Origin of the sequence: Pseudomonas sp. GM18 (assembly GCF_000282195.1) — a bacterium.
Taxonomy (GTDB): Bacteria; Pseudomonadota; Gammaproteobacteria; order Pseudomonadales; family Pseudomonadaceae; genus Aquipseudomonas.
In genome coordinates, this window is the sequence record NZ_AKJT01000072.1 from 1 (window position 1) to 20,925 (window position 20,925).

Consider the following 20,925-nt stretch of genomic DNA (forward strand, 5'->3'; position numbering starts at 1 on the left):
GCCAATCCCCAGATGAACACCTCCACTCAGCCTCCCGAAGGGGCGGGCAGATCAAGATCAAAAGCGGCAGGCGAGCTAACGCTCGGCCTGTTGAGTGGTGAGGGGCGGGTGTATGCCGCTCCACTGTGGGAGAGGGCTTGCCCGCGAAGGCGGCCTGACAGCCGACCCACTTCTTTCGTCTGTACCTGAATGATCGTTCCCACGCTCCCGCGTGGGAACGCCGCCAGGGACGCTCCGCGTTCCGCTTTTGAATGTTTAATGGATGTGCCTGAACGCAGACCTTTCCCACGCATCTTTCAGGTTGTCCGTCGGAAGCGGGCTCTCTAGTCTTTGGCTGTCGCTGCGAAATCAGCGACCAGGAGTGGAAACCTGAAATCAGTAGGGCGAAAGCCCTCACGACCATAACGGCAAGTGATGGCTCCAATTGTGATCAGGAGCTGAAAATGGACAACGGTAATTCCGATTCGAACTTCAACAAAACCAACCCAATCGCCGACGCCTTGCGCGCCGAAGAGCTACTCAAAGACCGCGAAGCCACAAAGCGCGCGCTCGACTACTACCTCAATCCCCCCAAGCCTTACGCCGCAAGACCTCGTCGCCCCAGCACGATGTACTTGGTTGCCCCCGACATGGGCACCGAGAGTCTCCTGGCACAAGCCTGCGAGTCATTGGCCTCGGCCAGTGTCCTGGCCAGCGATTTCGCCACGAACCTGATCGGCCCGCAGCGCAATACAGTGTTGGCCATTCAGCAGATCATCATGCTGGCGGAATTGGCGGTGAATCGGGCGTTGGATAACGTCGATCCGCAGACTTAAGTCTGAATCACTGCGATGACGTCCGTGCTTTCATCACCAAGATGACGATCACAACCAGATTCTTCTGGCACAAAAAAACGGCGATCACTTCGGTGATCGCCGTTTGTTTGTGCGCAGGTTATCGAATCAAGGCATCAACACTTCAATAGCCCCATCCGCCGTCATGCTCACCTGACTGGTGCCTGCCTCAACTTCTGGCGTCACCGGTGCCGAATCCATGCCGGCGGCGGCTTTCATCATCATCGGCCCGCGCATGTACGGTTGTGGATAACCGTTGCTGTTGAGGTTCAGGTTGACGATTTTGTAGCTCTTGCCGCCCAGGGCGTCGGTGGCCAGTTGGGCGCGGGCCTTGAAGGCGGTCACGGCTTCTTTGAGCAGGGCGTCTTCGCTGGCTTTGCGGGTTGGGGTGGCGATGGCGAAGTCCATGCCGCCCATTTTCAGGTCGGTGAGCAGTTCGCCGGTGAGTTTGGACAGGGCGGCGAAGTCCGAGCTTTCCAGGCGCAGTTCGGCGCGTTCACGCCAGCCGGTGATTTTCTGGCCTTTGGTGTCGTAGATCGGGTAGCTGTTGCGGCTGCCCTGACGCAGGGTGATGTCCTTGACCTGCTTGGCCTGGGCCAGTGCCTTGTTCATGGTGGTGCTGACGTCGGCGGCGAGTTTGGCCGGGTCGGTGTTTTGTTCTTCGGTGTAGAGGGTCACGATCATCAGGTCGCGGGCCACTTCCTGGCTGACTTCGGCGCGCAGGGAGATCTGGTTGTAATGCAGCTCGTCGACGGCCAGGGCCGGGAGGCTGGCGGCGGTGCCAACGCTTAAGGCAAGAAGGGCGGCGCTGCGGCGCAATGTGTGCATGAAAAGCTCCTTGGACGATGCGCAGGGGTTAGGGTCCGAACCTGCGTGAAACCATCAGACTCTAGCTTCAACGATACGGTTCGCCCAGTTACAACTTCTATACAGATGGAATGCAGGTGACCGCTTTGCGGTCAATCGCGGGCAAGCCACACACAGGGGAACGCATTTCAATGTGGGAGCGAGCCTTATAGACGCCACAATCCTTTCTGCCATGTGGTCGTTTGCCGCACTTTCGCCTCTCAGGCCCGCGGCTTGGTTATACTCCGTGCGATCCGCCTGGAGCGCTCATCAGGAGAGCTCATGCTCGCCCCCGTACAACTGACTTCCGCCACTCGCCAGAACCTCTGGCGGCTGACTTTCATCCGGATTCTGGTGCTCGCCGCCCAAGCCGGCTCCGTGGGCCTGGCCTACTGGCTCGAACTGCTGCCGTTGCCGTGGGTGCAACTGGCGATGACACTGGGCTGTTCGACGCTGTTGTGTGTGTTCACCACCGTGCGCCTGCGCACTTCGTGGCCGGTCACCGAGCTTGAATACGCCCTGCAACTGGCCTGCGACCTGTTTATCCACAGTGCCTTGTTGTTTTTCTCCGGTGGCTCGACCAACCCGTTCGTCTCTTATTACCTGGTGCCGCTGACCATCGCCGCCGTGACGCTGCCATGGCGCTATTCGGTGATTCTGTCGGGTATCGCCCTGGCGCTGTATACGTTGCTGCTGGCACGGTTCTATCCGCTGGAAACCTTCCCCATCGCCCGGGAAAACCTGCAGATCTACGGTATGTGGCTGAGTTTTGCCCTGGCTGCCGCCGTCATCACCTTCTTTGCTGCACGCATGGCCGAAGAGCTGCGCCGTCAGGAAGAGCTGCGCGCGATCCGCCGCGAGGAGGGCCTGCGAGATCAGCAATTGCTGGCCGTCGCGACTCAGGCTGCCGGTGCCGCCCATGAACTGGGCACGCCGCTGGCGACCATGAGCGTGTTGCTCAAAGAGATGCAGCAGGATCACCCCGACCCGATGTTGCAGGACGATTTGAAGGTTTTGCAGGATCAGGTCAAGTTGTGCAAGGAAACCTTGCAGCAACTGGTGCGCGCCGCCGAGGCCAATCGTCGTATGGCGGTGGAGATGCAGGATGTCACCGACTGGCTCGACGAAGCGCTCAACCGCTGGCACCTGATGCGTCCTGAGGCGAGTTATCGCTTCCAGCGTTTGGGCCAAGGGACCGTGCCGCGCATGGCGCCACCGCCGGACCTGACCCAAGCCCTGCTGAATTTGTTGAACAACGCTGCCGATGCCTGCCCCGAAGGGCTGCAAGTAACCCTGGACTGGAATGCCGAAGACCTGACCATCAGCATTCGCGACCATGGTGCCGGTGTGCCATTGGCCATTGCCGAGCAGATCGGCAAACCGTTTTTTACCACCAAGGGCAAAGGTTTCGGCCTGGGCCTGTTTTTGAGCAAGGCCAGCGTGACACGCGCCGGCGGCTCAGTGAAACTCTACAGTCATGAGGAAGGCGGCACGCTCACCGAGCTGCGCCTGCCCCGTGTCGCCCGAGGAGACGAACATGAGTGACGAGATCCAAGTTGAAGGCGAAGAACTGCCGCATTTGCTGCTGGTAGACGACGACGCAACCTTCACCCGCGTGATGGCCCGCGCCATGGCCCGCCGTGGTTTTCGCGTCAGCACCGCCGGTTCCGCCGAAGAGGGCCTGACCATCGCCCAGGCCGATATCCCGGATTACGCCGCGCTGGACCTGAAAATGGACGGCGATTCGGGCCTGGTGTTGCTGCCCAAGCTGCTCGAACTCGACCCGGACATGCGCGTGGTGATCCTCACCGGTTACTCGAGCATTGCCACCGCCGTCGAGGCAATCAAGCGCGGCGCCTGCAATTATCTGTGCAAACCGGCGGATGCCGATGACGTGCTGGCCGCGCTGCTCTCCGAACACGCCGACCTCGACTCGCTGGTGCCGGAAAACCCGATGTCCGTGGACCGCCTCCAGTGGGAGCACATCCAGCGCGTCCTGACCGAGCACGAAGGCAACATCTCCGCCACTGCCCGCGCCTTGGGCATGCACCGCCGCACGCTGCAGCGCAAACTGCAGAAGCGTCCGGTCCGTCGCTGAACGAGCGCTGAACGGTTATCGCCAGCCCTCGCGATCACACGCGCCGATCATCTATGATCGGTTCGTGTGTGTTTTTTTCTTTATCGAGCCTTATCCATGAATCAGAACGCTGAATATTCCGCGGTCAACGATGCTGTGCGCGGGCAGTTTTTCCGCAAAGTCTGGGCGATCATCACGCCCTACTGGCAAAGCGAAGAGAAGGCCAAGGCCTGGACGCTGCTGATTGCGGTGATCGCACTGTCGCTGATCAGCGTGGGGATCTCGGTGTGGTTCAACACCTGGTACAAAGATTTCTACAACGCCCTGCAAAAGAAGGATGAAGCCGCGTTCTGGCAGCTGATTCTGTATTTCTGCGCGATTGCGGCTGTGGCGATTGTCGGTGCCGTGTACCGGCTCTATTTGACGCAGATGCTGACCATCCGCTGGCGAGCCTGGTTGACCGAGAAACACTTCGCCCGCTGGCTCGGCAACAAAAACTATTACCAGCTGGAGCAGGGCGGTTACACCGATAACCCGGACCAGCGGATTTCCGAAGACCTCAACAATTTCACGTCCAATACCCTTGAGCTGGGTATCGGGCTGCTGCGCAATATCGTCAGCCTGGTGTCGTTCTCGATCATTCTGTGGGGCGTGTCGGGCAGTATTGAAGTCTTCGGTATTACTATTCCCGGCTACATGTTCTGGTGCGTACTGGTTTACGCAGTGGTAGGCAGCTGGCTGACGCATTTGATCGGTCGTCGATTGATCGGTCTGAACAACCAACAACAACGCTTCGAAGCCGACCTGCGTTTCTCCATGGTGCGGATTCGCGAGAATGCCGAAAGCATCGCGTTGTACAACGGAGAGCCGAACGAAAATCGTCGATTGAGCGGCCGCTTCGGAATGGTCTGGCATAACTTCTGGGACATCATGAAAGTGTCCAAGCGCCTGACATTCTTCACCGCCGGTTACAGCCAGGCGGCCATCATCTTCCCGTTCATCGTTGCCTCGCCGCGTTACCTCGCCGGCAAGATCGAGCTCGGTGAACTGATGCAAATCAGCTCGGCGTTCGGCAATGTGCAGGAAAGCTTCAGCTGGTTTATCAGTGCGTATCAGAACCTCGCCTCATGGCGTGCCACCTGTGACCGTCTGCTCAGCTTCCGCCAGGCCATGACCGACAACGAAGAGCGCCAGCCAGCCATCGACGTCCAGAACCACGGCGAAGAACTGAAAATCCACAACCTGGGCCTCGATCTGGCCGACGGTCGTCACCTGCTGACCAACGCCGATATGGCGGTGGAAGAGGGCGAGCGCGTCATGCTCAGCGGCCGCTCCGGCAGCGGTAAGTCGACCTTGCTGCGAGCCATGGGGCATCTGTGGCCGACCGGCCACGGCAGTATTCGCCTGCCGTCGGCGCGTTATCTGTTCCTGCCGCAAAAGCCTTATTTGCCGATTGGCAGCCTGCGTGAAGCCCTGAGTTATCCACAACCTGGCGATACCTATACGCAGGAACGCTACGTTCACGTGTTGGAAACCTGTCGTTTGCCGCACCTGATTTCCCGTCTGGATGAAGCGAACCACTGGCAGCGCATGCTCTCGCCGGGTGAGCAGCAACGTCTGGCCTTCGCCCGTGCGCTGCTGTATGCGCCGCAATGGCTGTACATGGACGAAGCCACCTCGGCGATGGACGAAGAGGACGAAGCGTCGCTGTATCAGGCGTTGATCGATGAGTTGCCGGGCTTGAGCATTGTCAGCGTCGGCCATCGCAGCAGCCTGAAACGTTTCCATCCTCGGCATGTGCGCATCGAGAATGGCCATCTGGTGGACCAGGCCGTGACCGCCTGAACATCCCCCCTGTGGTGATCGTACAACCTGCATACGCTATGATGCGGTTTCAGCCGTTTTTTCGAGACAGACGTTCACCATGGAAAACCCGATCGACGCACCTCGCCTCCCTCGCAAGCGCCGCAGCCTCGCACAGGAATTGGTGACGGTGTTGTCCGAGCAGATCCGCGACGGTCAGCTCAAGCGTGGCGACAAGTTACCCACCGAGTCGGCGATCATGGATGCCCATGGCGTCAGCCGCACCGTGGTGCGCGAAGCGATTTCCCGTTTGCAGGCCGCAGGCCAGGTGGAAACCCGTCACGGCATCGGCACCTTTGTGCTCGACACTCCGAGCCCGAGTGGTTTTCGTATCGACCCGGCGACCGTGGTGACCTTGCGCGACGTATTGGCCATTCTGGAACTGCGCATCAGCCTGGAAGTGGAGTCCGCCGGCCTTGCCGCGCAACGTCGCAGCCCTGAGCAGTTGGCGGCGATGCGTGAGGCGCTGGACGCCCTCAACGAAAGTGCCGCCCACGCCGGCGATGCCGTGGCATCGGATTTCCAGTTCCACCTGCAAATCGCCCTGGCTACCGGCAACCGTTACTTCACCGACATCATGACCCACCTGGGCACCAGCATCATTCCGCGTACACGCCTGAACTCCGCGCGCCTGGCCCATGACGACCAACAGCACTACATGAGTCGCCTGAGCCGTGAACACGAAGAGATTTACGACGCGATCGCGCGTCAGGATTCCGATGCGGCGCGGGCGGCGATGCGTTTGCACCTGACCAATAGCCGCGAGCGGCTGCGCCAGGCCCATGAAGAGGCGCAGGCGCAGCGCGGATGAAGCTTCAGTGGCCGCGATCGGCCCAGTTTGCCACGTTAGACGGATGTATCGAATCGCCTATGCAACGATGGGCGTTTGTTCAAGGCTTGTAAGGTTCGGTTTCAAGCATGACGTCGGTGATTGGCTGATCGATGTCGAAAGGGATGACCAGCGTCCTTTTGGTGACGACGTACTGTTCATCCAGACCTTCGAACTGCAGGATATCCGACGCATAGATAATGCCGTCAAACATGATTTTCTGACGCTTGCCGACCGCATGTTTCAACGTATAGGTAACGTTCATGAGCAGATCCTTCGCAGAGAGTGTGGTCACTCAACGTAGGGGGAAACCTGTCGGCGACGATACTGTAAGAACTTGCAGTTTCGACGAACGGTCTTCAGCGTCAGAAGATTGAAGCTTATTTGTTTATTGAACGATCCACTCTCACCGCCAACGCCGCTGACCCAGGACGGGCATCGAATCGTATCTGCCCTTGGTTATCTACAATCGCGCTGGCAATCGGTTTGCCATCAGCCAACAACTCCAACGGCGCTCCTTTCATTGATTGTCCCGAGGCCAGTTCCAGTTTCAATTTGATGGTCATCAGTGATCTCCTTATCGGTTATTGATCGGTGAATTAACAGCGTCTGTCGGGTGGTAGTCCTTGAGCAACAGATAAGTGCTCCAGCCCCACCAATCATCCACGGTGGCGGTATCGTTCAGGTTGTTGACGTCCTTGCGCCGTAGCACCTTGCCGCCCTCAACCTTGAACAGCGGTGAGAAATTGCCCGTCGGGTTCAACACCGCTTGCAGGTCAGGCAGCCTTTTCAATGCAGCAAAGCTGCCGGCCGACGGGGCGATGCCACTGAGGTACGCCGCGAACACTTCATCCGCAGACACCTGGACTGCCTGATTCACCTGGGCACGATTGGCGCTGTCGATCGCGTCGAAGTAACGTTTGTCGCCATACGCGTGCCAGCGATCGCCGTTGCCATTGCGCACATTGAGGCCGAACTTGCTGTCTTCGTCGTGCATGAAACGGGTGATCAGCGAGCCCAGATCACTCGGCGTGACTGCCGCCGCCAACTGTTTGCGCGGCACTCGCAAATGCCCTGCGGAAAACAGATCGGTGAGGGAGTGGTCGGCAAAAGCGTTCATCGCATAGGCCAGCTCCAACAGCTTTTCATCGCCGCTGTTGTGGGCCAGCACCGCTTGTTGCAACGCGGCCGTGTGCCCGGCGATGTAAGCCAGCAGCGCCCATTCGCCAAAGTGGTCGGCATTGTTGGCGGCCAGTTTCAGATAACGCCCCAAAGGAAACAGCGCCGAGACGAAACTGCCGCCGCCGGTGATCTTGTTCCACTCTTCCGACAACGTATCTCCGAGGGTTTCATAAGCCTCGTGAGGCTGTTTACCGTCCTTGATCGCCTGATTGACCGCGGCGATTTCCTTTTGCATCACACCAAGAATCAGCTTCGCCTCGGCGTTTGACGCCGGCAGTACCGCCAGGGAGTTGAAGGCGTTGGTAAAGCGCTGGATTCGCTCTTGGGCTGTTGCACCTTCGTTGATCGGTTGTTCGGGAACTCCATAAAAATCACCCCCCAGCGCGATCACTTGACCATAGGTCAATGCCAGGCCGTTGGGCAGATGCAACGCCACCTGCCAGGCCGGTAGCGCAGGTGCATCCTTGACGAAACGCAGCAGGGTGCTGTCGCCGATCGCGGTATGTTCTGCACCCTCGAACCTCAACGGGGGCAAGCCTTTCAGCGGATTTTTCGGTGGCGTCGGCAGCCGGCCACGGCGCTGATGTTTGAGGCGGTGATGACTTCCGGCTGTGAGTTTTAGCGTGGCGCCATCGCCGGAAATGGCGATGCCATGCTCGGTAAAAAGATCATCCAGATCGGCAATGATCTGTCGGGTATTTTCCTTCGGGTGTGCATGTAGACCTGACATTTCTAGCTCCTTGATATGTCGTAGGCAAAGTTCAAATTAACTGTATGTATATACAGCTTTCTGGATCATAGATGAGAAATCTCCTACGTCAAGGAATTACCTTTTCTGACTCAAATGCTGAGAGCGGCGATGAAATGCAGTTGACGGTTGTATTTTAGGTTGTACGATGACCTACAACTTCAGCGAAGGCTGAACGGTTTTCTCACACAATGTTGCTACCCAGGGTGTTCGAATAATGAATCCACAAGAACTGAAGTCCATCCTCTCTTCCGGTTTGCTGTCGTTCCCGGTCACCGACTTCAATGCTCAGGGCGATTTCCATCGCGCGGGCTACATCAAGCGTCTTGAATGGCTGGCCCCATACGGCGCCTCGGCGTTGTTCGCCGCGGGCGGTACCGGTGAGTTCTTCTCTCTGGCGGCCAGCGAGTATTCGGAAATCATCAAGACAGCCGTCGACACCTGCGCCAGCAGCGTGCCAATCCTCGCCGGTGTCGGCGGTTCGACCCGCCAGGCTATCGAGTACGCTCAGGAAGCCGAGCGCCTGGGCGCCAAAGGCCTGTTGCTGCTGCCGCACTATCTGACCGAAGCCAGCCAGGACGGCGTTGCCGCCCACGTTGAGGCCGTGTGCAAATCGGTGAAGATCGGCGTGGTGGTCTACAACCGCAACGTCTGCCGCCTGACCGCTCCGTTGCTGGAACGTCTGGCCGAACGCTGCCCGAACCTGATCGGCTACAAGGATGGCCTGGGCGATATCGAGCTGATGGTGTCGATCCGTCGCCGCCTCGGCGATCGCTTCAGCTATCTGGGTGGCTTGCCGACCGCTGAAGTCTACGCCGCGGCCTACAAGGCTTTGGGCGTACCGGTTTACTCCTCGGCGGTGTTCAACTTCATCCCGAAAACCGCGATGGATTTCTACCACGCCATCGCCCGCGAAGATCACGCCACCGTCGGCAAGATCATCGACGACTTCTTCCTGCCGTACCTGGACATCCGCAACCGCAAGGCCGGTTACGCGGTGAGCATCGTCAAGGCCGGGGCAAAAATTGCTGGCTATGACGCAGGCCCGGTGCGTGCACCGCTGACCGATCTGACGGGCGAAGAGTACGAAATGCTCGCCGCGCTGATCGACAAGCAGGGTGCGCAGTAACACCCGACAAACCCAAGGCCGCTGAGCAATCAGCGGCTTTTTGTGTGAGGACTTCTTTTAAAAGGTGCAAGCCGTGGCTGATTTGAAGCGTTACGACAACTACATCGGTGGCCAATGGGTCGCCGGCGCTGACTATTCCGGCAACATCAACCCGTCGGAATTGACCGACACCATCGGTGACTACGCCAAGGCCGACCTGGCTCAAGTCAACGCCGCCATCGACGCCGCTTGCGCCGCGTTTCCGGCGTGGTCCACTTCCGGCATTCAGGCTCGACACGATGCGCTGGATAAAGTCGGCAGCGAGATCCTCGCCCGTCGCGAAGAGCTTGGCACGTTGCTGGCCCGGGAAGAGGGCAAGACCCTGCCCGAAGCCATCGGCGAAGTGACCCGCGCCGGCAACATCTTCAAGTTCTTCGCTGGTGAATGCCTGCGCCTGTCCGGTGACTACGTGCCGTCGGTGCGTCCGGGCGTGAACGTTGAAGTGACCCGCGAAGCCCTCGGTGTAGTCGGCCTAATCACACCGTGGAACTTCCCGATCGCGATCCCGGCGTGGAAAATCGCTCCGGCCCTGGCCTACGGCAACTGCGTGGTGCTGAAGCCGGCGGATCTGGTTCCGGGCTGCGCCTGGGCGCTGGCGGAAATCATCTCCCGCGCCGGTTTCCCGGCCGGCGTGTTCAACCTGGTGATGGGCAGCGGTCGAGTGGTCGGCGAGGCGCTGGTCAACAGCCCGAAAGTCGATGGCATCAGTTTCACCGGTTCGGTTGGCGTGGGCCGACAGATCGCGGTCAATTGCGTGTCGCGTCAGGCCAAGGTTCAGCTGGAAATGGGCGGCAAGAACCCGCAGATCATTCTCGACGACGCCGACCTCAAGCAAGCGGTCGAACTGTCGGTACAGAGCGCGTTCTACTCCACCGGTCAGCGTTGCACCGCGTCGAGCCGCCTCATCGTCACCGCCGGGATTCACGACAAGTTCGTCGAAGCCATGGCCGAGCGCATGAAATCGATCAAGGTCGGTCACGCGTTGAAGTCCGGTACCGACATCGGCCCGGTGGTCTCGCAAGCGCAGCTTGAACAGGACCTGAAGTACATCGACATCGGCCAGTCCGAAGGGGCACGTCTGGTCAGCGGCGGTGGTCTGGTGACCTGCGATACCGAGGGCTACTTCCTCGCCCCGACGCTGTTTGCCGACAGCGAGGCCGCGATGCGTATCAGCCGCGAAGAGATCTTCGGCCCGGTGGCCAATGTCGTGCGCGTGGCCGATTACGACGCTGCACTGGAGATGGCCAACGACACCGAGTTCGGCCTGTCGGCGGGTATCGCTACCACGTCGCTGAAGTACGCCAACCACTTCAAGCGCCACTCCCAGGCCGGGATGGTGATGGTCAACCTGCCGACCGCCGGCGTGGATTACCACGTTCCGTTCGGTGGGCGTAAAGGCTCATCCTATGGCTCACGTGAGCAAGGTCGCTATGCGCAAGAGTTCTACACGGTCGTGAAGACTGCCTACGTCGGTTCCTGATACACCGCAGTACCTGTAGGCGCCGGCTCCCACAAAAGCCGGCGCCTACAAAGAAATCGTTATTACCCGCATAAAAATAATCAGTGGGAGTACATCTACAATGCAATCGACCAAGCCGACTCACGTCCGCTATTTGATTTTGCTCATGCTGTTTCTGGTGACCACGATCAATTACGCCGACCGGGCGACCATCGCAATCGCCGGCTCCAGCCTGCAAAAAGACCTCGGCATCGACGCGGTCACCCTCGGTTATATCTTCTCCGCCTTCGGTTGGGCCTACGTGGCCGGGCAAATTCCCGGTGGCTGGCTGCTGGACCGGTTCGGTTCGAAAAAAGTTTATGCCTTGAGCATCTTCACCTGGTCGCTGTTCACCGTGCTGCAAGGCTATGTCGGTGAGTTCGGGCTTTCCACCGCCGTCGTCGCGCTGTTCATGCTGCGCTTTCTGGTGGGCCTGGCCGAAGCGCCATCCTTCCCCGGCAACGCACGTATCGTGGCGGCGTGGTTCCCCACCGCTGAGCGCGGCACCGCCTCGGCGATCTTCAACTCGGCGCAATACTTCGCCACCGTATTGTTTGCGCCGCTGATGGGCTGGATCGTCTACAGCTTCGGCTGGCAGCATGTGTTCATCGTCATGGGCGTGATCGGCATCATCTTCTCGGGGATCTGGCTGAAAGTTATCCACAGTCCGCGCCAGCACCCGATGATCAACGACGCCGAGTTCAAGCACATCGCCGACAACGGTGGCATGGTCGACATGGACCAGGACAAGGGCAAAGGCAAAAAGGTCGACGGTCCGAAGTGGGACTACATCCGCCAGTTGCTGACCAACCGCATGATGCTCGGCGTGTATTTGGGCCAGTACTGCATCAACGGCATCACCTACTTCTTCCTGACCTGGTTCCCGGTGTATCTGGTGCAGGAACGCGGCATGACCATCCTCAAGGCCGGTTTCATTGCCTCGTTGCCGGCGATCTGCGGGTTTATCGGTGGGGTGCTCGGCGGGGTGATTTCTGACTATCTGCTGCGCAAGGGTCACTCGCTGACCTTCGCCCGCAAGGCGCCGATCATCGCCGGCCTGCTGGTTTCCAGCAGCATCGTGGCTTGCAACTACGTGGACGTGGAATGGATGGTCGTCGGCTTCATGGCCCTGGCGTTCTTCGGCAAAGGCGTCGGTGCATTGGGTTGGGCGGTGGTGTCCGACACCTCACCGAAACAGATCGCCGGTCTCAGCGGTGGCCTGTTCAACACCTTCGGCAACATTGCGTCGATCACCACGCCGATTGTCATTGGCTACATCATCAGCTCCACCGGCTCGTTCAAATGGGCCTTGGTGTTTGTTGGTTGCAACGCGCTGGTGGCGGTATTCAGCTACCTGGTGATCGTTGGCCCGATCAAACGCGTGGTGCTCAAAGAGCCGCCTGCCAGCGGTCCTGAACTGAACAATAAGTTATCTGAAGCGCATTCCTGAGGAGCGGCGTCATGCAGTTGATTGAACATTCCGACTCGCCGCGCTACATCCGCCTGCACGCGCGGGACAATGTGGTGATCGTGGTCAACGATCAGGGCGTGCCGGCCGGCACCGAATTCCCCGATGGCCTGGTCACCGTGGATTTCGTGCCGCAGAGCCACAAGGTCACCCTCGAGGACATTCCCGAGGGTGGCCAGGTGATTCGTTACGGCCAGACGATCGGCTACGCGTTGCAGCCGATTCCTCGCGGCAGCTGGGTCAAGGAAGATCAACTGCGCATGCCCACCGCGCCACCGCTGGACAGCTTGCCGCTGTCCACCGAAGTGCCGGCCGCGCAGGCACCGCTGGAAGGCTTCACCTTCGAGGGTTATCGCAACGCCGACGGCACCGTCGGCACGCGCAACATTCTCGGCATCACCACCACCGTGCAGTGCGTCACCGGCGTGCTGGATCACGCGGTAAAACGCATCAAGGACGAGTTGCTGCCCAAGTACCCGAACGTCGATGACGTGGTGGCGCTGACCCACAGTTACGGCTGCGGCGTGGCGATCACTGCCACCGACGCGTACATCCCGATCCGCACCGTGCGCAATCTGGCGCGCAACCCGAACCTGGGTGGCGAGGCGCTGGTGATCAGCCTGGGCTGCGAGAAATTGCAGGCCGGGCAGGTGATGCACGACAACGACAGCTCGGTGGATTTGAGCGAGCCATGGCTCTATCGCTTGCAGGATTCCAGTCACGGTTTCACCGAGATGATCGAGCAAATCATGGCGCTGGCCGAAACCCGTTTGAAGAAGCTCGATCAACGTCGCCGGGAAACCGTGCCGGCGTCCGAGCTGATCCTCGGCATGCAGTGCGGCGGCAGCGATGCGTTCTCCGGGATCACCGCCAACCCGGCCTTGGGCTATGCCTCGGACCTGCTGCTGCGGGCCGGTGCGACGGTGATGTTTTCCGAAGTCACCGAAGTGCGCGATGCGATTTACCTGCTGACGTCCCGGGCGGAAACCGAAGAAGTCGCTCAGGAACTGGTGCGGGAAATGGACTGGTACGACCGTTACCTGGCCAAGGGCGAAGCGGATCGCAGCGCCAACACCACGCCTGGGAACAAGAAGGGCGGGTTGTCGAACATTGTCGAAAAGTCCTTGGGCTCGATCGTCAAATCCGGCAGCAGTGCAATCAACGGGGTGCTTGGCCCAGGGGAGCGGTTCAAGCGCAAAGGGCTGATTTTCTGCGCGACCCCGGCCAGTGATTTTGTCTGCGGGACGTTGCAGCTGGCGGCGGGGATGAACCTGCATGTGTTCACCACCGGCCGTGGTACGCCTTATGGGTTGGCGATGGCGCCAGTGGTGAAGGTGTCGACTCGCACAGAACTGGCGCAGCGCTGGCCGGACCTGATCGACATCGATGCCGGGCGGATTGCCACCGGGCGAGCGTCGATCGAAGACCTCGGCTGGGAGTTGTTCCACTACTACCTGGACGTGGCCAGCGGCAAGAAACAGACGTGGGCGGAGCAGCACAAGCTGCATAACGACATCACCTTGTTCAACCCGGCGCCGATCACGTAAGACCGCGTTGTCGTTCATCGCGGGCTTGCCTGCGAATGGGACACGGAACTCACCGAAGGTTTCAAGAATGTACCCATAAATAAAAAGGCCGCGATCCATATTGGATCGCGGCCTTTTTATTGGCTTCGATTCAGGCGTCAGACCGCATCCAGCTCCGGTTCGTCCGCCTGGATGTTAACGGTTGCTTTCACTTCATCGTGGCGACGGATGTACTTCCAGTCCGCCTCGTCGATGTAGATGCCGTTCGGGCCGCTGCCGCCTTCCAGGTCGATGGCGACGCTGGCGCAGACTTGCGGCTTCACACTCGCCAGGATCGGCACGAAGCCCAGTTGCAGGCTGGTTTCCAACAGCGCTGCCTGGTTCTTCTCGTCGATGTCCGCCGCCTCGTCGAGGTAGTACGGCAGGCGCACGCGACCGGCCTGGTCGCGGTCCATCAAGTGCAGCAACAAGTACATGTTGGTCAGTGCCTTGATGGTCATGGTGGTGCCGTTGGACGCCGCGCCGTCGATGTCGGTGTGAATCACCGGTTGACCGTTGACCTTGGTGATCTCGAAGGCCAGTTCGAACAAGTCCTTGAGACCGAGCTGGTTGTGGTTCGCCGCCACCAGCCGTGCCAGGTATTCCTTGGCTTCTTCGTTCTTGTTGTCCTGCTCGGCGCTTTGGCTCAGGTCGAAGACGGAGAGGGTTTCGCCTTCTTCGTATTGGCCGGCGCTGTGGATGATCTGGTCAATGTGCTTGAGCGCCTCCTTGTTCGGCGCGAGCACGATACGGAAGCTTTGCAGGTTGGAGACCTGGCGCTTGTTGATCTCACGGTTGAACAACGCCAATTGATGTTCGAGGCTGTCGTAGTCGCTGCGGATGTTGCGCAGGGTCCGGGCGATGTCGGTAACCGCCGCGCGGCGCGCCTTGCCGAGGGTCAGGGCTTCATCGGTGCGGTGTGCGTACGCGTTGATCAGCAGTTGCAGGCGACGTTCCATATCGTCTTCGCTGTCGAACTTGGCCACGCCCTTGAGGCGAACCTGCGCGTAGAGCGCGTCGATCTGCCCGTCGGCCCGTAGCAGGCCTTGCCAGCTGTCCTGATAGTCATTGAGCAATGGCAGCAGGTTGTCCATGGAGTCGTCGACCGGGTCCATGAACGGTGTGCCGAACGGCAGGTCCGCCGGCAACAACTGACGGCGGCGCAGGGCATCGTCGAGGGTGCGTTGCTTGGCTTCCATGTCGCCGATCTGCCGGCCGACCAGTTGCAGCTTGGCCGACAGTTGCTGGACGCGTTCGGTGAAGGCATCGCTGGAGCGTTTCAACTCATCCTGCGCGGCCTCCATCTGCGCCAATTGCTCAAGCTTATCGCCTTCTTCGGCACTCAGGGTTTGCGCGCGGCGGAAGTCTTCCAGGGCTTTCTGCGCATCCAGCACTTGCTGGTACAGCGCTTCGGTCTGGGTCTTGCTGGCCGCGCGGTCGGCCGCCACGGCTGCTTGGGTTTTCAGTTGCTTGAGTTCTTTGTCCAGACGCTCTTTCTGATCGCGCAGTGCCGCACGGTCGGCCAGGGCTTGCAGGGCCGGCGGCTCGATGTGTGACAAGTCGATGGACAGGCCCGGCACTTCGAAGCGCTCGCCTTTGAAGCCATCAAGGATCAGCTCCATGGATTTGACCCATTCACCGTCCTCATCCAGCGCAATACCGTGTTCGCCCAACGGCAGGCTGAACAGCGCGCTGTTGAACAGCCGCATCAGGCGCTCGACGTCCTGCTGCGAGAACTCTTCGCGCAGACGGGCGTAGCTGTTGTTGTCGGCGTGATCGAGTTGTTGCTTCACCGATTTGAGGCGTTTTTCCAGATCCCGCAGACGCTCTTCCAGGTCTTCGGCCGAGAACTGTCGCGACTGGGCCAGCGCACCGGCCAGTTCGTCATGCGCATCCTTGGCCGCGAGCAGTTGCTGCTCGAGGACTTTGACGTCATCGACCAGGGCGAAGCGATGCTTGAGTACCGACAACTCACCGAGCCAGCGCTGGATGCCGGTGATTTCCCGCTCCAGACGCATCAGCTCTTGAGTACCGCCGCGTTGATCGTTTTGCAGGGCGTCCTGCTCGTTGCGGTAATGCTCGGCCTGAATCGTCAGTTCTTCCTTGCGCGCACTGGCGTAGTCCGACCAAGTGCCGAGCAGGGAGTCGAGCAGCGGCGACAGGCGGTGCAGTTTGCCGCGCAGGATATCCCGCTGTTTCACGCCGTTGGCCAAGGCTTCGACCAAGGGACCGGCCGCGACCAGCGAGTTGTAGTCCTGCTCCATGCGGCGTACATCGCGGAACGCTTCTTCACACGCGGCGATGTAATCGACGCTGCCGGAACGCAGGCTGTGTTCGAAGGCATCGAGGAATAGCTGCTTGAGCTTGGCCGCGGTGATTTCGCGCATGTGCAGCAAGTTGATGAACAGAGCGCGGAAGGTCTTCAGGCTCTGCTCGCTGGTGGAGCGCAGCGGAATCAGCGTCAGGTCGAGCGGAATCGAGGTGTGGCCACCCACCAGCAAACGACGCAGTTCATCCGGCTTGAGTTCGTAGGCTTTCAGGCCTTCGCGCTCAAGATTGGTGAACAGCTCTTTCTGCCGCAGGCAGGTGTCGTCTTTCTGGTAATGGGCCAGGTCGAGTTTGCCGGCGTAGGCAAAGAACTGGTGACCGAAACCGCCACCCGGGCCGCGACCGACCACGCCGATCACGTGGGGGCCGTGGGGCAGGGAGACTTCGACGAGGATGTAACTGGTGTCCGAGGCGAAGTAGAAACGCCGGGATTGTTCCAGGCTGTACTTGCCGAAACTCATGTCCGACATGCGCGCCAGGATCGGGAACTGCAAGGCGTTGATCGAGGCGGATTTACCGAGGTTGTTCGCGCCGTAGACCGACAGCGGCTCTTCCAGCGGGAACAAGCCAAGGCTGTAACCGGCGGTGTTCAAAAGGGCAAAGCGGCGAATGCCGTAGCGTTCCTTGCTCATGCGTCGGTCTCCTGTTCTTCGGCAATGGCGCGGGCCAGGGCGTCTTCTTCGCTTTCACCTTCGAATTCACTGAGGTCCAGCGGGTCATCGGTCTGCAGCAGTTTTTCGTCGCTGTCTTCGTCGATCAGCACCGGCACCGGCAACGGCAGCACGCTGTGCAGGCTGGCGGCCAGGTCGCGGTCTTGCTGGACCGACAGGCAGACATCGAGGAAGCGGTGCATCGGCGGCAGGAAACGGTAGACACCGTTTTCTTCGCCGGCGAAACCGAGCTGGGTCATGCGGCGCATGATCTTTTCTTCGAGTTCTTCGACGGTCTGCACTTCGGCCTGGATGAACAGGTCGCGGTACTTTTCCAGCAGCGATGGCAATTCATCGCGACCGAGGCTGCCACCGTCGAGCACGGCAATCGGGTCACGGCCCTGGTCGGCCAGGTGTTCGACGAGGATGAAGGTGAACAGCGCCAGACGTTGCGCCGTTTTGTTTACCGCCGCCGCGGCCAGGTCCGGCACGAAGTAGTAGAAACCACGGGTGTCGCACACCAGTTCAAAACCCAGCGCCTTGAACAGGGTGCGGTACTGGTCCTGGAAGTTCGACAGTTGGGCGTACAGCTCCGGGTCGCGGCGACTGACGTGGTAGCCCTTGAACAGCTCGCGAAAGATCGGCGCCAGCTGGGACAGTTCGGATAGATCAAGATGCATTTGGGATGCTCGCAGAATCCTCGGCGGCGGTGTCGCGGGCCGAGAGCAGGGCGAAGGAGCGCAGGCTGACCTGGTGCTCGTGAGTGTGGTAATCGCGGCGTTCCAGACGCTCGCGCTTGAAGCGTTTTTCCCGCGACAGGCGCGAGAACCAGTAGAGCAATTCGTCGGTGGCGCCGTCTGGCTCCTGCTCCAGCAGCCAGCTCATCAGGTCCGGCATCGGCAGGGCGTCTTCGCAGCGTTCGAGCATTTCCCGAACCGTGCGTGGCGCGCGCGGGGCTTCACCTTTCTGGGTCTTGTGGGCCTTGGGGAAACGCGCCGGTTTCGGCTCGAAACGGGCCAGGGCGTACACATAGGCCTCGACCTGACTGGCGCTGCCGAGGAAGGTGCTTTGCGGGCGGGTGAACAGCGGCATCGCGGCTTGCGGTACCGCATCGATGCCTTTGCGACGAATGGCCGACAGCGCCAGGGCTGCGCCACGGGTCACGGCGTTGTGCCGGCGGGCTTCTTCGCGCAACGGCAGCAGCAGTTCGCGGGCGTGACGCAAGGTCAGCTGGGCGCTGGTCTGCATTTCGAGGATGCGCGCATGGGTGCGCAGCAGCATGTCGTCGTCGACCAGATGGCCGAGGCGCTGCTGTTCGGTGAGCATGCGCAACAACACGTTCTCGACCTTGCGCACGCCTTGTTCGAAGGCGCCGTCGGCATTCACCAGCTGGATCATCGGTTCGACGTATTCGTCCCAGGTCGCCAGCACTTCAGCATAACGCTGACGCAGCGGAATCTGCCGGTCGCTGGTCTTGGCCCGCTCGGCGACGGCCACCAGGGCCTGTTCATCGTTGGCGAGTTTCTTCAGCACGTCCCGCACACGCATGTCGAGCAGGCGCAACTGGCGCGCGAGATCGTTGCCGTCGCGAATGTCGAAGGCGTCCTGGATGTAACCGGCCAGGCGCTCGAGGTGGCGCAAATAGGCTTCGATTTCCAGGCACAGGCCCAGACGGTGCTCACGGCGCAGGTAAGCGAGGAAGTCGTGAATCTGCGCGTTGAGCTCGAAACGGTTCGGGCTTTTCGCCACGGGAACCAGAATGTCGAGGCGGATCCACACGTCCAGCAGGCTGGTGATGTCCTGCGGTGTGCTGTCCAGTTGCTGGGCGGCCAACTGTGAACGCAGTTCGTTGAGGCTCAGGGTGCCTTGGTCGAAGTGCTCGCACAGTGGCTCCAGAAGTGCCCAGTGTTCAGCGAGGGCGCGCAAGACGCGCTTGGGTTCGATCATCGGAATGGCCGGCTGGTTGGCAATTAAAAGCCGCGATTGTACTTCATCGCAGCCGTGTCGATTCACTCTGGGGATGGGCTGTCGCTTCTTCTATCGGTGAAGTCTATCGATCAAGCGTGGGCGATCTTGAGCGAAGGGCGGTAGAATCACCGCACTTTAGTTATCCACAAGTGGCCGACCTTTGCTTATCGAGTCCCGTCGCCGCGCTTATTTGACCGCCATGCAGGTGGTCAACTGGCTGCCGCGCACCGAATTGCCCTTTGCTGCGCCTTCGCGGCCCGAACTGCTGGAGATGCCCGAGCCAGTGGTCGTCGCCCCGGTTGCACCTGCTCCGATGGTGCAGACGCCCGTGGAACCTGCGGCCAAACCGGCCGAACGGGTGAAAATCGAAGTGCCACGGCCGACGCCATCGGCTGGGAAACCGGCGAGCAAAGCGACGCAAGAGAGCGAAGAGGCACCGCTCGTCGCCAAGGTTGCGCCAGTGCCGCCGCCGCGTTTCGCTCTGCAATTGCTGCGAGCCGGTCGCTGCCTGTTGCTGGTGGAGTTACCCACAGGCGAAACTTTCCAGACCCGCGATCCCGCTTATCTGTTGCTCAAAGACATGCTGCGCGCCGCCGGTCTGCCGGACAGCCCGCAGATCGTCGGCGAGCCGGTGCGCTGGCCGCTGCTGGCTCGCGGCACAATGGACCAAGGGCCGGAAGCGGCTCGGGATTTCGTACAAGGTTTTCTGTCGGCCCGCCTGGAAGACGCACCGTGCGTCTGCCTGTGGCTGATCGGCCTGCCGGCGGTGCGTTTTGCCGGTGAGGCCAACGCCGAATCCTTCAACCGTGAACTTCAGGTCGAAGGCCTGGGGTCGGTCTGGGCCTTGCCGGGCCTGGAGTTATTAATGGAAGAGCCACAGCGTAAGGCTGATGTCTGGCAAGCCATGCGTCGGCTGATGGCGCGTTGGAAAGAATCGAATGAGTGACGCTGTATCGTTCCGCCCGATGACCGAGGCGGACCTGGACGCTGTACTGAAAATCGAATACGCGGCCTACAGCCATCCCTGGACCCGCGGGATTTTTCTCGATGGCCTGGGCAAGTACCAGATCTGGCTGATGTTCGAAGGGCACCAGCAGGTCGGTCATGGCGTAGTGCAGATCATCCTTGATGAGGCGCATCTGCTGAACATCACCGTCAAACCGGAAAATCAGGGCCGCGGCCTGGGTTTGACGCTGCTGGAGCATTTGATGTCGATTGCCTGCAAGGCTGAGGCGCGGGAATGTTTTCTGGAAGTGCGCGACAGCAACCGGGCGGCGTTTCGGTTGTATGAGCGGTATGGGTTTAACGAGATCGGGCGCCGTCGGGATTACTACCCGGCGGTTGGCGGGCGAGAAGATGCCGTGGTGATGGCCTGCACCTTGGTTGATTGATTACCCGTAGGAGCAGCCTTCGGCAGCTCCTGCATTGGCATCTGGATCAAGGCTTGCCGTCCAACGGATCCCGCCGGGCCAATTCCGCTTCATCCAGCCCGGTGCCTGCGCCGATATCATCCTCATCGACAATGCTCAGATCCCAATCCGCCTGGCCGTCTTCACCCGCTTCGTGGGCATCCCGTGCGCCGTCTTCACGGATCAGGGTTTCCGGGCTCAAGTCATCGTCGGTGGTGTCATTGTCATTGGTCGAGGACCCGGTCATGCCAGCTTTGCGGACGCGCTCGTCGGGCATCTTCTGCGCACGCTCGCGTTCGGGGATCAGGTCGCCGATTCTGGTGCCGGGTTCTTCCTCGTCGAAATCCAGCTCATGCACCGAGCCCATGCGGTCTTCATCGTCGTCGATGGGCTCGGGTTGCTCCTTATCGAACGGACGTCGTGAATCAGTCATGGCAATTCCTCATACTGTAGGCCCTACTACAATTGACCCACTGGACTGCCGAGAATTCCC

Annotated in this window: 19 protein-coding genes; 11 read left to right on the forward strand and 8 right to left on the reverse strand. The window is 60.2% G+C overall.

The features are described from left to right. Positions 1 to 443 precede the first annotated feature (443 nt). Entirely contained in the window at positions 444 to 815 is a 372-nt protein-coding gene (locus PMI21_RS10005) for a DUF6124 family protein (RefSeq protein WP_007939710.1), read from the forward strand. Between the two features lie 126 nt (positions 816 to 941). Here the strand turns inward: PMI21_RS10005 and PMI21_RS10000 are convergent, their stop codons facing one another. Continuing rightward, positions 942 to 1,661, reverse strand: a complete 720-nt coding sequence (locus PMI21_RS10000) for an SIMPL domain-containing protein (RefSeq protein WP_007939711.1) — start codon at positions 1,659 to 1,661, stop codon at positions 942 to 944. A gap of 300 nt (positions 1,662 to 1,961) precedes the next feature. Here PMI21_RS10000 and PMI21_RS09995 point away from each other — a divergent pair, with 300 nt between their 5' ends. From PMI21_RS09995 to PMI21_RS09980, 4 genes are all read left to right on the forward strand, one after another. Further along, the gene (locus PMI21_RS09995) at positions 1,962 to 3,224 is read left to right on the forward strand and encodes an ATP-binding protein (RefSeq protein WP_007939713.1); all 1,263 of its coding nucleotides are present in this window, start codon (positions 1,962 to 1,964) and stop codon (positions 3,222 to 3,224) included. Beyond that, positions 3,217 to 3,777: a response regulator transcription factor gene (locus PMI21_RS09990; protein WP_007939714.1), complete on the forward strand. Its 561-nt coding sequence runs from the start codon at positions 3,217 to 3,219 to the stop codon at positions 3,775 to 3,777. The genes PMI21_RS09995 and PMI21_RS09990 overlap by 8 nt, the downstream gene beginning before the upstream one ends. Before the next feature lie 96 nt (positions 3,778 to 3,873). Further along, positions 3,874 to 5,601 (forward strand): ABC transporter ATP-binding protein/permease, encoded by a 1,728-nt coding sequence (locus PMI21_RS09985; protein WP_007939715.1) that lies wholly within the window; start codon positions 3,874 to 3,876, stop codon positions 5,599 to 5,601. A 79-nt stretch (positions 5,602 to 5,680) separates the two neighbouring features. Continuing rightward, the gene (locus PMI21_RS09980; protein WP_007939716.1) at positions 5,681 to 6,430 is read left to right on the forward strand and encodes a FadR/GntR family transcriptional regulator; all 750 of its coding nucleotides are present in this window, start codon (positions 5,681 to 5,683) and stop codon (positions 6,428 to 6,430) included. A 79-nt stretch (positions 6,431 to 6,509) separates the two neighbouring features. On the opposite strand, the gene PMI21_RS09975 is transcribed toward PMI21_RS09980, so the two are convergent. From PMI21_RS09975 to PMI21_RS09965, 3 genes are all read right to left on the reverse strand, one after another. Beyond that, positions 6,510 to 6,713 (reverse strand): hypothetical protein, encoded by a 204-nt coding sequence (locus tag PMI21_RS09975; protein WP_007939717.1) that lies wholly within the window; start codon positions 6,711 to 6,713, stop codon positions 6,510 to 6,512. A 115-nt stretch (positions 6,714 to 6,828) separates the two neighbouring features. Continuing rightward, positions 6,829 to 7,014, reverse strand: coding sequence for a hypothetical protein (locus tag PMI21_RS09970; RefSeq protein WP_007939718.1), 186 nt, complete (start codon positions 7,012 to 7,014; stop codon positions 6,829 to 6,831). Between the two features lie 11 nt (positions 7,015 to 7,025). Continuing rightward, positions 7,026 to 8,360, reverse strand: a complete 1,335-nt coding sequence (locus PMI21_RS09965) for a hypothetical protein (protein ID WP_007939719.1) — start codon at positions 8,358 to 8,360, stop codon at positions 7,026 to 7,028. A gap of 235 nt (positions 8,361 to 8,595) precedes the next feature. Between PMI21_RS09965 and kdgD the strand changes: the two genes are divergently transcribed. The 4 genes from kdgD (at position 8,596) to garD (ending at position 14,059) form a co-directional block, all read left to right on the forward strand. Then, a complete protein-coding gene (kdgD, locus tag PMI21_RS09960; RefSeq protein ID WP_007939720.1) occupies positions 8,596 to 9,507 on the forward strand; it encodes a 5-dehydro-4-deoxyglucarate dehydratase in 912 nt (303 codons plus the stop codon). A gap of 73 nt (positions 9,508 to 9,580) precedes the next feature. Beyond that, positions 9,581 to 11,026: an aldehyde dehydrogenase family protein gene (locus tag PMI21_RS09955; protein ID WP_007939721.1), complete on the forward strand. Its 1,446-nt coding sequence runs from the start codon at positions 9,581 to 9,583 to the stop codon at positions 11,024 to 11,026. 100 nt (positions 11,027 to 11,126) lie between these two features. Next, positions 11,127 to 12,494, forward strand: coding sequence for an MFS transporter (locus tag PMI21_RS09950; protein ID WP_007939722.1), 1,368 nt, complete (start codon positions 11,127 to 11,129; stop codon positions 12,492 to 12,494). A gap of 11 nt (positions 12,495 to 12,505) precedes the next feature. Further along, positions 12,506 to 14,059: a galactarate dehydratase gene (gene garD / locus PMI21_RS09945; RefSeq protein ID WP_007939723.1), complete on the forward strand. Its 1,554-nt coding sequence runs from the start codon at positions 12,506 to 12,508 to the stop codon at positions 14,057 to 14,059. 137 nt (positions 14,060 to 14,196) lie between these two features. Here the strand turns inward: garD and mksF are convergent, their stop codons facing one another. Genes mksF through mksB form a run of 3 tightly spaced genes read right to left on the reverse strand, consistent with a single transcriptional unit; the run spans position 14,197 to position 19,002 of the window. Next, positions 14,197 to 17,037: an Mks condensin complex protein MksF gene (gene mksF / locus PMI21_RS09940; protein ID WP_007939724.1), complete on the reverse strand. Its 2,841-nt coding sequence runs from the start codon at positions 17,035 to 17,037 to the stop codon at positions 14,197 to 14,199. After that, positions 17,034 to 17,735 (reverse strand): Mks condensin complex protein MksE, encoded by a 702-nt coding sequence (gene mksE / locus PMI21_RS09935; RefSeq protein ID WP_007939725.1) that lies wholly within the window; start codon positions 17,733 to 17,735, stop codon positions 17,034 to 17,036. Before mksE ends, mksF begins: the two co-directional genes overlap by 4 nt. Further along, positions 17,725 to 19,002 carry an Mks condensin complex protein MksB gene (gene mksB, locus PMI21_RS09930; protein WP_007939726.1) on the reverse strand — a complete coding sequence of 426 codons (1,278 nt, stop codon included), beginning with the start codon at positions 19,000 to 19,002 and terminating at the stop codon, positions 17,725 to 17,727. The genes mksE and mksB overlap by 11 nt, the downstream gene beginning before the upstream one ends. 220 nt (positions 19,003 to 19,222) lie before the next feature. On the opposite strand from mksB, the gene PMI21_RS09925 reads away from it, so the two are divergent. Together PMI21_RS09925 and rimI are read left to right on the forward strand one after the other, a co-directional pair. Further along, positions 19,223 to 19,969, forward strand: a complete 747-nt coding sequence (locus tag PMI21_RS09925) for a hypothetical protein (RefSeq protein WP_007939728.1) — start codon at positions 19,223 to 19,225, stop codon at positions 19,967 to 19,969. Then, positions 19,962 to 20,414 (forward strand): ribosomal protein S18-alanine N-acetyltransferase, encoded by a 453-nt coding sequence (gene rimI, locus PMI21_RS09920; protein ID WP_007939730.1) that lies wholly within the window; start codon positions 19,962 to 19,964, stop codon positions 20,412 to 20,414. The genes PMI21_RS09925 and rimI overlap by 8 nt, the downstream gene beginning before the upstream one ends. Positions 20,415 to 20,460: 46 nt before the next feature. On the opposite strand, the gene PMI21_RS09915 is transcribed toward rimI, so the two are convergent. Beyond that, positions 20,461 to 20,865: a hypothetical protein gene (locus PMI21_RS09915; protein ID WP_007939731.1), complete on the reverse strand. Its 405-nt coding sequence runs from the start codon at positions 20,863 to 20,865 to the stop codon at positions 20,461 to 20,463. Between the last annotated feature and the right edge of the window lie 60 nt (positions 20,866 to 20,925).